Origin of the sequence: Pedobacter rhizosphaerae (assembly GCF_900111155.1) — a bacterium.
GTDB lineage: Bacteria > Bacteroidota > Bacteroidia > Sphingobacteriales > Sphingobacteriaceae > Pedobacter > Pedobacter rhizosphaerae.
On the sequence record NZ_FOGG01000062.1, the window covers coordinates 1 to 11437 of the forward strand.

10 protein-coding genes are annotated in these 11437 nt (G+C 37.5%); 2 read left to right on the top strand and 8 right to left on the bottom strand.

Annotated elements, in window-relative coordinates:
• Positions 1-405: 405 nt before the first annotated feature.
• The 4 genes from BMX11_RS23545 to BMX11_RS23560 all read right to left on the bottom strand — a co-directional run bounded on the left by BMX11_RS23545 (position 406) and on the right by BMX11_RS23560 (position 5359).
• Positions 406-3117 (bottom strand): outer membrane beta-barrel protein, encoded by a 2712-nt coding sequence (locus BMX11_RS23545; RefSeq protein ID WP_090889907.1) that lies wholly within the window; start codon positions 3115-3117, stop codon positions 406-408.
• Positions 3068-3301 (bottom strand): DUF1456 family protein, encoded by a 234-nt coding sequence (locus tag BMX11_RS23550; RefSeq protein WP_029274124.1) that lies wholly within the window; start codon positions 3299-3301, stop codon positions 3068-3070. The genes BMX11_RS23545 and BMX11_RS23550 overlap by 50 nt, the downstream gene beginning before the upstream one ends.
• Positions 3302-3401: 100 nt before the next feature.
• Entirely contained in the window at positions 3402-4706 is a 1305-nt protein-coding gene (locus BMX11_RS23555; protein WP_090889910.1) for a DEAD/DEAH box helicase, read from the bottom strand.
• A gap of 434 nt (positions 4707-5140) precedes the next feature.
• Positions 5141-5359: a hypothetical protein gene (locus BMX11_RS23560; protein WP_139180260.1), complete on the bottom strand. Its 219-nt coding sequence runs from the start codon at positions 5357-5359 to the stop codon at positions 5141-5143.
• A gap of 210 nt (positions 5360-5569) precedes the next feature.
• On the opposite strand from BMX11_RS23560, the gene BMX11_RS23565 reads away from it, so the two are divergent.
• Entirely contained in the window at positions 5570-6043 is a 474-nt protein-coding gene (locus BMX11_RS23565; RefSeq protein ID WP_090889915.1) for a ribonuclease H-like YkuK family protein, read from the top strand.
• A gap of 113 nt (positions 6044-6156) precedes the next feature.
• Positions 6157-6654, top strand: coding sequence for an SRPBCC family protein (locus BMX11_RS23570; protein ID WP_090889919.1), 498 nt, complete (start codon positions 6157-6159; stop codon positions 6652-6654).
• A gap of 101 nt (positions 6655-6755) precedes the next feature.
• On the opposite strand, the gene BMX11_RS23575 is transcribed toward BMX11_RS23570, so the two are convergent.
• The 4 genes from BMX11_RS23575 to BMX11_RS23590 form a co-directional block, all read right to left on the bottom strand.
• Positions 6756-7331: a DUF4468 domain-containing protein gene (locus tag BMX11_RS23575; protein ID WP_090889922.1), complete on the bottom strand. Its 576-nt coding sequence runs from the start codon at positions 7329-7331 to the stop codon at positions 6756-6758.
• A gap of 87 nt (positions 7332-7418) precedes the next feature.
• The gene (locus BMX11_RS23580; RefSeq protein WP_090889925.1) at positions 7419-8435 is read right to left on the bottom strand and encodes a porin; all 1017 of its coding nucleotides are present in this window, start codon (positions 8433-8435) and stop codon (positions 7419-7421) included.
• Between the two features lie 50 nt (positions 8436-8485).
• Positions 8486-9874: an ammonium transporter gene (locus BMX11_RS23585; RefSeq protein ID WP_090889928.1), complete on the bottom strand. Its 1389-nt coding sequence runs from the start codon at positions 9872-9874 to the stop codon at positions 8486-8488.
• Positions 9875-10223: 349 nt separating this feature from the next.
• The gene (locus tag BMX11_RS23590; protein WP_090889930.1) at positions 10224-11168 is read right to left on the bottom strand and encodes a tRNA modification radical SAM protein MnmL/YtqA; all 945 of its coding nucleotides are present in this window, start codon (positions 11166-11168) and stop codon (positions 10224-10226) included.
• Positions 11169-11437 lie beyond the last annotated feature (269 nt).

Genomic DNA, 11437 nt, shown 5'->3' on the forward strand with positions numbered 1-11437 from the left:
TTAAGTTATAAGTCATGATGCCCGAACCTCCAAAGGCCAGAGGAAGTCAAATTCAAAAAACCATCCCCACCATTACCATTCGCGGTTAAAAAAATTGTAAGTGGTATGTATTAAGTTATAAGTCATGATGCCCGAACCTCCAAAGACCCACCCTGTCCGTAGAGTTAAGCGCAGCGCCTCTACGGATTACAACATACCGTTGAGTTTCATAACTCAACATTAATTAAACCGAGTCAAAGACTCTCCTCCATTAAACAATCCGTAGAGCTCATGCGGAACTCGACGAACAGGATTGAGCCATGATGCCTAACCCAAGAAAGGCCGTATCGACATACTATAGCGAGGATTTTAAAATACAGCGAATGAAAACTTAGATATCTGAGATGCCTAAAGTGGTTAAAAAAATTACTTCACATTAAGCCCCAATCCCCTTTTCCCACCAAACTGACTCAAATTGTAACTCACCGAGGCCTGTACATACCTGCTGATAAACCGGGTTCTGTTTTCCGAAATGGAGTTATTATTAATGCTCGTCCGGAATAAAGCGCCCTGGTTAAACAAATCATTACCAATAAGAGAAAAGTTGAGTTTGTTATCCTTCAGGAACGACATCGTTGCAGAAAAATTTACCAAAAGTGGATTCCCGGCACTCAACCTATACCCGAAATTAAAACTCTTAGAAGCATTTCCATTGATTTTGAATTTTGGGCTAAAAATATAGGTTCCGCCCCCACTCAAGCTGATTAACTGTACATTACTAATGTTCTGGTTAAGTACGGAATAAGTATTAGAACTGTAACTGTAAGAAGTATTTGCCGTTACCGAAAATTTCTTTTGGTTGAGGTTAAACCTGAATGCATTAGTCACATTAATACCGCTACTCTCGTTCAATACATCATCAGTATAAAACACATTATGTGAATAGCCAATATTACCATTCCAGGAAAGAATCAGCTTTTCATCCAAAAACCTTCTACTTAATGAGTAATTCCCTCCGATACTATAAATACCGTTAACATTTTCAAAGGTGGTTTGCTGCTTGAGGTTGTTCAGCGTATCAGTTAAAAAAATGGTGTTGCTCACCACACTGTTAAAGGCAAACGTTCCAGATATACCCAACATCATACTAAAACCAGTTTTCAGCCCAAATTGATTATAACTTAAATCGGCCGTATGACTGGATGTGGCTTTCAGATTAGGATTTCCAATAGTAATATTCTGTACATCATTGGTATTCCTGATGGGCTGGAGTTTATTAAAATCAGGAGTATTGGTATATCCGCTATAACCAAAGCCAACGCTGGTATTTTCCTTCAGTTGATAACTCACATTTCCGCTCGGTGTAAAGTTTAACTGATAGTTTTTCAATCTTTGCCCCGTGTTGGCATACTCTCCAATAATAACACTTGGAGAGAAGGTCAAACCCACTCCGTAACTCAGTTTTTTATTATTGCTGTTAAGTCCCAAACCTATACTCTGATTTACAAAATTGGAAATGTAATCCTGCCCCAGTGAATCTACCGGAATTGGCATACCCAGTTGATTCGCAACCGTGGTGGTTTGAACATTCTGTGTTTTACTAACCGAAAAACGATAAGAAATACTCAGATAGCTAAAATTCAAACTGTCCTTTTTACTCTTTATAGCGTTTGAAAATTGAATACTCCCGCCAATATTCGAGTTTAGGGTATTGTTTTCCACCAATCTGTTCAGCAAAGAGTCTTTTAATAATACATTGGTACTTTCATTATAATAACGGATAATATCACTGATATCACTTTCAGATTGCCCTTGGTTTCTTCCAAAATTGAGGCCAATAGATAAGGAACGCTTGGTATTCGCTAAGCGCCGAGACCAGTTTAAATCGCCACTTAAGCCCGGGTTCTTACTTTTCGCACCAGAACTGGATATTAAATCCTGTTTAATCAAGCCTGTTTTTTTAGACACCGAGTTAGCATCGTTCCGGTTATTATTTAACGCGCCAGACAAAGATAAACTGAGGTAGTTCTTACGATCAGAACCATTCAAGCCCACATTTATAGCATTATTCAATACCGTAGATTCGTTTAGACTTTCCCTCAGGTCGTATATGGTTCCCTGGGGATTAAAGGTTTCTGTAAAATAGCTTTGAACAGCTTTAGTTACATTATTTGAAAGACGATAACCGGCATTATAGCTAAAGCCCTTATTTAGTTTATTGCGAACACTGGCATTAAAGCTATTACTATTCAATTTACTGAACTTATTATCCGTTAGGCCAATATTACCCCCAAATCCAACCTGGTTTGCCTTTTCCCAAACATTACCATTCAGGTTTAAACTGTGGGCATTATTGGTACCCGAACTTTCAGACGCACCCCCAAAAACCCCCTTACCCATTTCAGGTTTAGTAACCAAATTGAGCATTTTTTGGGGTTGACCAATTTTTATTCCTGTAAAGTTAGCCTCATCACCATAATCATCTATTACCTGAAGCTTAGCAATAATATCTGCAGGCAACTGCCGGATGTAATCTTCCACATTATTGGTAAAAAAATCTTCGCCGTTTACACGGAGCTTGGTCATTTTTTTACCCAAGGCCTTCACCCCACCATTCTCATCTACCTCAACACCCTGTAGCTGTTTAAGCAAGTCTTCCACCTTATCATTTTCCCTGATGGTGTATGCCGCAGCATTATATTCTATCGTATCCTTCTTAATCTTAATCGGATCTACCTTTACCTTAATATCAACATCCTGAAGCAGAATGGCAGCTGTTTTAAGCACAATTGCTGAAAGGGTAATATTCTTTTTACTACCATCAACTTCGAAAACAGCTGTGTGCGATTTGTACCCCAAAGCCATTAAGCTCAGGGTAAATTTTTGACCTCCAACCTTTGAAAAAGAGAAATTTCCCCGGGCATCAGAATGGGTTCTTAGTGTGTCCTTATTAACAATCAAACTGATATTTACACCCTCAATAGGCTTCATAACAGAATCGATTACATTTCCAGAAACTTTTATAGGGGCTTGAGAGAAAGCGTTAAATGAGAACGTTAGCACTAAAAAAAACAATAAAAAGCATGTTTTATTGCTTTTTCTCATCTCTAGGTCCCCTTTTATAAATAACCAGGCCATTTAAAAAGTTACGCAAAATCTGGTCCCCACAAGGCTTAAAGTTCTCATGATCTTCATTCCTAAAGATATCACCTAATTCTGCTTTAGTTACTTTAAATCCAACCAGGTCGCAAATCGTAATAATATCTTCAGTTTTTAATGATAGTGCTACACGTAGTTTTTTTAGTATATCGTTGTTACTCATAAATATATTGTTATGCTGGTTTTGCCAGGCTTATAAATTATCACTTAAATTAGAAATAGAAAAAATTACTTTGTTACATTAAAACTGAAATAAGCTGTGCTTATTTTGCTATTGCCAATTTTAATTTTTTCCCCTTTATTTTTTCGTTGCTTAAATTTTTCAACAACTCCTCAGCCTTATCCCTTTTAACCGCCACGTAACTAGATGAATCTTTAACTTCAATCAAACCCAAATCATTTTTAGCCAGTTTCCCCTTTTGCAAAAATACGCCTACTATATCTATCTTATTTATTTTGTCCTTTTTGCCGTTGGGAATATATAAAGTTACCCAATCACTAACCTCAGGTATATCATAACGATCTGCCAGAACCTCAGTTTCAATATCGTCCGGGAGATACTTGTAATTTTCCTCTTCAGTTAAGATCGCATAAGCCGTACCCTTTGCCTGCATCCTTGCTGTACGCCCATTCCGATGAATGTAAGCATCTTCCGTATAAGGTAATTGGTAATGAACAATATTGGCAACAGTAGGTATGTCCAGGCCCCTGGCCGCTAAATCTGTTGTAATTAATATCCTATGACTGCCGTTTCTAAACTTCAAAAGTGCTTTCTCCCGATCAATCTGCTCCATGCCACCATGAAATACGTCATGACCTAAGCCATGCTCAAAAAGCAAATCACTTATCCGGTCTACCGTTTCCCTGTGGTTACAGAAAACAAGTGTGTTCGCATCACCTATCTTGCTTAATAATCTAAATAATACATCCAGTTTATCCGCAGCAGGCGCAATTACCTTTTTTAAAGTCAAATCGGGCTTTGCAGGCAAATGTTCAGTAAAATCTATTTCTATCGGATTTTCAATGGCTAAAAAAGCAGGAAACTCAGCCATTTTTGTAGCAGAAGTTAATATCTTCTGATCAACAGAGCGCAATGAGTTGGTGATATAAGACATATCAGATTCGAAACCAAACTCTAAAGATTTATCAAATTCATCCAATATCAGTTTAGTGATACCAGATTCATCAAAATTACCATACTCCAGGTGGTAAGCAATTCTTCCAGGCGTACCAATGAGTACCGCTGGCGGATGAGCCAGATTATTTTTTTCAACCCGTACAGAATGTCCGCCATAACAGCAGTTTACCTTAAACGAAGTACCTAATTGCTTAAATACCTGTTCAATTTGTAAAGCCAACTCTCTCGATGGTGTTAAAATGAGTGCCTGAACACCTTTTATCTCAGGCTTTAAACGCTGTATTAGAGGCAACAGAAAGGCCAGGGTCTTACCAGATCCGGTAGGCGCAACCAGTATGATGTCCTTACCAGAAGCAGCAGACTTTAACGCTGTTTCCTGCATCTCATTCAATGCAGTAATATTTAATCTTTTTAGGGCTTTTTCTAACATTCGGCCATAAAGGTACGTACGATTTTAGATATTAGCGTAAGATTGTGGATGGAGATGTGAGATAGAAGAATGTAATATCATACATGACGCATCTGTGTCCTTACATGATGAAGCTGGAAAGTTAAATGATGTAGCCAGAATGTTAAATGATGCAACCATAAAGTTAAATGTTGCACCCGCATAGTTAAACGAAGCACCTGCAAAGTTAAATGATGCATCCAGAAAGTTAAATGACGCATCCGCAAACTCAAATGAAGCGCCTGCAAAGTTAAATAATGCATCCGGAAAGTTAAAAGACGCGCCTGCAAAGTTAAATCACGCAACTGCAACATTACATAATGCACGAGCATTATTAACTATTGCCAGGCTAACAGTCACATTGTAGGTTCTACATCCAGTCTCGTAACTCATAACCCCGCAACCCATAACAAAACCTATTTCTTAAAAAAGCGTTCCCTCAACCTCCTCAGGGTAGATAAACTCAGCCTGCTCTCCAGAATCATTAACATGTTTCCCCGCTTTGAAATAGATGAAGTGAATTTTTCATTTACAGCCTCAACAGATGATAAAAAACGATCTGTTAACTCATCAGCAAACTTGTTTGCTCTGCTCTGCTGCAATAACTGAAGTTCATGCATAAGTTCGGTATTCATAGTAATTAGCTTTGTTGTTCTAATTACAACGATGCGGTTTATCATTTGTTTCAAAAAAGTTAAGCCAATAACAGTATTTTTTCACTAACTTGTTGATAACTAACTTTTTGTTAGCAAATAAACCTTTTAAACTTAACACCAATTTAATTTATAGCGCTTATTTTTATTAAAAACCTGATTACCATTTGTTAACCTCAAAAAACATAGTGTATGACCTGGAAGAAATTTAGCGGAGAAATTATTCATTCTACGATCCTCGAAGAAGTCGAAAAAGCAATCATCAGAGAAACTGAAAACGGCTTTAAACTTAAAGTATGCATCGGAACAGACTCTCAGGTGAAGGGAGCCATAACTGATTTTGCAACTGTTATTGTATTGCTGAGAGAACACCATGGAGGTTTTATGTACATCCACCAGGAGAAAAGCAACCAACAGGTGAGCATTAAAGAAAGAATGCTGATGGAAGTACAGAAATCAATAGAAACAGCCTATTCCATCTGTGATTTGTTAGACATTTACGATGTAGCCCTGGAAGTCCATGCCGATATCAATACCAACCCATCGTTTAAATCAAACAAAGCATTGAATGATGCCATGGGGTATATCTTAAGTATGGGGTTCATTTTTAAAGCTAAACCCGAAGCCTTTGCCAGCTCTACCTGTGCAGACAAAATGGTGCATTGAACATTAATGAAGTACTGAGTGAATGATTAATTTAATGAATGACTAATTTAGAGAATTTTTACATTGCCTACAACAAAATCGCCATTCAGCTGTTCCTTCATTAAAATATAAATTTGAAAACATATAGACTAGAATTCAATCAAAAAATCCCGGTGCCACTTGAAAAGGCCTGGGACTTTTTCTCTTCCCCACTAAACTTAGCGGATATCACTCCTGCAGACATGACTTTTGATGTAACCTCACCCATTAGCAAAGAAGATAAAATGTATGCAGGCATGATCATTACCTATAAAGTAGCACCTTTATTTGGGATAAAATTAGACTGGGTTACAGAAATTACCCATGTAAAAGATCAGGAATATTTTATTGATGAACAGCGCTTTGGTCCATTTGCATTTTGGCACCACTATCATCACTTTGAATCTATACCAGGTGGCGTACTCATGCGCGACATCCTACACTACAGTATAGGCTGGGGACCAATTGGCGCAGTAGCGAATGCAGCCATAGTTAACAACAAGATCAAAGCAATTTTTGATTACCGCTACAAAAAAGTCGAGTCCCTATTCGGTACACTGTTCAACTCAGCAGTTAAGCAATTAAACAGTTAAACAACTCGCCATCTCACCAGTTAAGCAACTCACCACCTCTCCAGTTAAACAACTCACCAGTTAAACAATTAAGCAATTAAACAGTTCAACGTCCCCTCTCCTCACCATTTCTTCGTCGAAATCTGCTCTTCCTTCTTCTTAGCTTTAGGTTTTCGATCCGTGGCTAAATACTTCTGAAAATCAGCAGCAATCTTCTCCGTTTTGAGATAAGCACTCGCCAATATGGCTTTCCACTCCGCAGCAGCCAGTTTACTCGGACTCCTCTCTAAAGGCGTACCTATATTAGTTGTGGCTACATAATTACCATAACGATCACGCTGATAAGGAATAAATTCAAAATTGTTAAACCAAAACCGGTACTTTCCCGGGCGGGTTTCGAAATTGAAGTTGTATTTTAATTCTCCGCTCGGATGTGAAGCTACCAGAACTGTTTTATCTATAACTGTCCTGCCTTTTGCAGCAATAGAACTATCAGACACATTTTCCGTAACGATAAACTTCGCATGCTTGCTGATGAAGGCTTTTGCCCGAAGCATCAAACTGTCTTTACTGATCACCTGAGAATCTACAACTTTATAATAAATGTATTTTCCATTATCATCCAGAGGAAAAGATTTCTGTTGAGCCCAAAGCTTAGCGGATAATAGTACAAGTAGTAAAAACAGGAAGTGCTTCATATTAAGATATATCGTTATTGAGTTTAAAGATACTAAAAAGCCGCCAGTTAGATTGCTGGCGGCTTAATTCTAAATTATTTATTTCTTTTAAAACGCGTAAACAGCGGCTAAAGAGAACTGACCGGCATTTGGTACCGACATACCATTGCTTTTTACAAACGGAAGATCTTTATTGTGATCTAACCTTACCTCTGGAATAAAAGTTAAACCTCCAGATTTAATATTTGCGGTAAGCGTTACACTAGTGAAGGCTGTACCAGCAGTAGTACCCACGTCTTTAGTTTTGAAGTACTCACCTCTTAAACCTAGCGTTATCGCATCAGCAACAGCATATTGCGGATAAAGGGCAACACCAGCATAACCGCCGCCGTCATTATCAACATCATAGTTAGCGGCATTTAAGCCTAACTTAAATTTATCTGTAATTTGATAAGAAGTAGTTAAATCTTCTATAGTACCATAGCCATAACCACTTAAGCCAGATAAAACATTCAAATAAGCTGTCCATCCCTCTACCGGAGAAACCATTAACTGGCCACCAATGCTAGATACACCTCTTGATGCACTATAAACGTTCCAGTCGTTAAATAAACCAGCCATTAAACTCACCTTATCAGAGAATTTATAAGTTGCTTTGATACCGGCATTCTGGAAAGGTCCGCTGGTAAATAAATAAGAAGTTGAGTAGTTAAAATTTCCTACCGGAGAGATTACCTCATATCCGATAAAAGTACCCATATAACCAGCTGTCATCGAGAACTGATCTGTAAAATCATAGTTTACATATAAGTTCTGGATATGGAATGACGAGCCATTTGCTGCCTCATCCGGAATAGATTGAGTTTGTCCTCTTGGTCCGAAAGATATTTCTCCTACAAATGATGCTTTGCCTGTTTTCTTCTTCAATACCAGATCAATCATACCTAACGATACTGAATTGTGATCACTGGCAAAAGAGGTAGTAATGTTTGGTTGTTTAGCAAAATCATATTTAAAGTAAGTATCTACCGATCCTGAAAATTCCAGTGGAGATGTTGGCGCCTCTTGAGCGAAGACACAGGCCGAGCTAGCTATAGTAAATATAGCGGATAAAAGTTTCTTCATGTTTGAGCTGAATTGGGGTTTAGATATTAGTGTTGATTGTCTTTAATTGGTTAGGTTAAAGATTCTTGTAATGGGCTATTTTTTTCGATATAAGCAACTTTCTCTTCAACCAATAAAGTTCCTTGAGAATATTTCTCATTGTGTTGAGACTCATCAAGACCCATTTCTTCTTCTTCTTCAGATACACGGATTGGCTGAATTAAGTTGATGAATTTGAAGATCACAAATGATACTACAAAACTGAAAGCAATCACAATCACAGCTCCTTTTAATTGAGTTAAGAAGAAGTCAGTTCCGCCGTAGAACAAACCGTCAGCACCCAAAGCATTTACTGTTTTAGTAGAGAAAACACCAGTTAAGATCATACCTACGATTCCACCAACACCATGGCAAGGGAATACATCTAAAGTATCATCTAAGCTGGTTTTTTGTTTCCATGAAACTACAAGGTTAGAAACAACCGCAGCAATTGCACCGATAAAGATACTTGAAGGAATACTTACAAAACCTGCTCCCGGAGTAATGGCTACCAAGCCAACTACTGCACCGATACAGAAACCTAAAACTGAAGGTTTTCTACCTCTGGCAACATCAAAGAACATCCATGATAAACCAGCAGCACCTGCAGCAGTATTAGTAGTAATGAAGGCCGAAACCGCTAATGCATTTGCACTTAAAGCAGAACCTGCGTTAAAACCAAACCAACCGAACCATAATAAACCTGTTCCGATTAATACGTAAGGGATATTTGCAGGTGGAACTTCTTTATGCTCCATGTGTGATTTTCTGCGCTTTAAAACCAATGCACCAGCCAATGCTGCCATACCTGCAGAAATGTGTACTACTGTACCGCCAGCAAAGTCTAAAACACCCATTTTCAACAAGAAACCATTTGGAGACCATGTCCAGTGTGCCAACGGAGAGTAAACGAAAATGGCAAACAATACGATGAATAAGATATACGAAGTAAATCTGATACGTTCAGCAACAGCACCAACTACTAATCCTGGCGTGATGATAGCAAACATCAATTGGAAAACAGCAAACAATGACAAAGGAATAGTTCCCCATGCTGGTCCTGAATTTACACCTTGGAAAAACAAATAAGTTTTAGGACTTCCGATGAAACCACCGATTGAATCACCAAATGCAAGACTAAAGCCTACAACTGTCCAAAGAACAGTAATAACACCTGCAGCTACAACACTTTTAATCATGGTTGATAATACATTCTTGCGATGAACCATACCACCATAGAAAAATGCAAGTCCTGGAGTCATTAAGAATACTAGTGCAGCTGCAACTAAAACAAATGCAATATCGGCAGCACTATATTTACCCTCATCAAAGTTCGGCAAAAGCGGAACGAAGAGTGATAAAACTGCGACCACCATCAGAATTACAAATGGAGCCCATTGTTTAAAGGAAAAATTACTCATAATTTTTAGTTTAATTTGTTTGTATTGATAAATATTTAAGTTATTCGCTTTTAATTTTTATAAAAGTACAATATATCACCTCTTTTACATAATATTTTCTAAAATTTTTAAGATAAAACCATAATTTTTGTAAAAACAATTAAAATTTTATCAGAAAATTAAAATAAAAAGAAAAATCACTAACAAATAATACCATTTTTTGATAAAAATAAAACAGAGCAATTTCAATACATTACACAATTCAGACCTATTTTAACATAAAATCACCAACAAAAACAGATATAAAAACAAAAAACCCATGAAAATTCATGAGTTTTTATAAAAATTATGATAAAATTTAGTTTTTCTACTAAAAATACTGCGATCCTTGAACTACACGTCTTTTTTCAATTTCCTTATCAATATACGTTTGAATTGCCGATTTATTAAGCCCCCAATTTGGTGCAATAAGCAAATCCCAGTCAGAAATCCCAAAAAGTCGTTGAATAACTATATCCGGCCTTAACAATGGAATCAATTCACAGAGTAAATCAGTATACTCTTCTAATGAAAACAATTTAAAAGGTTCCTTTTTATACTTCACGCCCATTATCGAGCCTTCAACAATATGAAGATGATGAAATTTAACAAACTTAATCTGCGGAAAACGATTAATTTCATGAATATAGCCGTGCATCTGCTCCCGGGTTTCCCAAGGAAAGCCAAATATGGTGTGCACACAAAGGTCGAGCTTACTGTTTTCCAATAATTCTACCGCCGCTACGAATTCTGCATGACTACAGCCCCTGTTAATCTGATTAAGGGTTTCATCATATATCGATTCCATCCCCATCTCCAAATCCACATCAAAACGATCTGTATAACTTTCCAGTAAGGCTACTTTTTCTGCATCGATACAATCAGGTCGGGTACCCACGGCAAAGCCAACAATATCCTCGGTATTAATAGACAGTGCTTCATCATACATCATTTTTAAATAATGTACTGGTGCGTAGGTATTGGTATTAGGCTGGAAGTATACAATATATTTATCTGCCTTATAAGAATTCTTGGCCCTAAACATCCCCTCAGCCAGCTGATCCTTAATTGCCGGGTTCTTTCTCGAGGGCTCCGGGGTAAATGAATCTACATTACAGTAAGTACAACCTCCATAGCCCTTGCTACCATCTCTGTTCGGACAAGTAAAGCCCCCATCCACAATTACCTTAAATACACGCTGACCATTATATTTCTCACGCAAATGCGTTCCGTAATTTTTATATCCTTTAAAACCTAAATCTACCTGTGTTCCCATGTGTTGCAAAGATAAGGAAATAGTTTTGGAGTGTGAAGTTAGGTGTGTGGAGTATTGTACCCGAAAGCTAAAAGGAGTTATCTTAAACAAAAAATGAGGCTGTCTCAAAAAGGCAGTCTCTTTTTTTGTGGAAAAAAAATTAATTTTCCATCTTTTTAAATTTGGCTTATTTGTCTGTATTTCAGATATTTAAGTATAAATAATTGAAATTTATGCCAGTCCAGAAACCAGTTTTCAAGCCCTATTATCAGAACCAGATCATGGCTATT

What these genes read in the sequence shown, in the direction of transcription:
- BMX11_RS23575 (WP_090889922.1), bottom strand. Translation starts at nt 7,331, where the DNA reads ATGAAGCACTTCCTGTTTTTACTACTTGTACTATTATCCGCTAAGCTT.
- BMX11_RS23580 (WP_090889925.1), bottom strand. Translation starts at nt 8,435, where the DNA reads ATGAAGAAACTTTTATCCGCTATATTTACTATAGCTAGCTCGGCCTGT.
- BMX11_RS23565 (WP_090889915.1), top strand. Translation starts at nt 5,570, where the DNA reads ATGACCTGGAAGAAATTTAGCGGAGAAATTATTCATTCTACGATCCTC.
- BMX11_RS23590 (WP_090889930.1), bottom strand. Translation starts at nt 11,168, where the DNA reads ATGGGAACACAGGTAGATTTAGGTTTTAAAGGATATAAAAATTACGGA.
- BMX11_RS23545 (WP_090889907.1), bottom strand. Translation starts at nt 3,117, where the DNA reads ATGGCCTGGTTATTTATAAAAGGGGACCTAGAGATGAGAAAAAGCAAT.
- BMX11_RS23555 (WP_090889910.1), bottom strand. Translation starts at nt 4,706, where the DNA reads ATGTTAGAAAAAGCCCTAAAAAGATTAAATATTACTGCATTGAATGAG.
- BMX11_RS23560 (WP_139180260.1), bottom strand. Translation starts at nt 5,359, where the DNA reads ATGAATACCGAACTTATGCATGAACTTCAGTTATTGCAGCAGAGCAGA.
- BMX11_RS23585 (WP_090889928.1), bottom strand. Translation starts at nt 9,874, where the DNA reads ATGAGTAATTTTTCCTTTAAACAATGGGCTCCATTTGTAATTCTGATG.
- BMX11_RS23550 (WP_029274124.1), bottom strand. Translation starts at nt 3,301, where the DNA reads ATGAGTAACAACGATATACTAAAAAAACTACGTGTAGCACTATCATTA.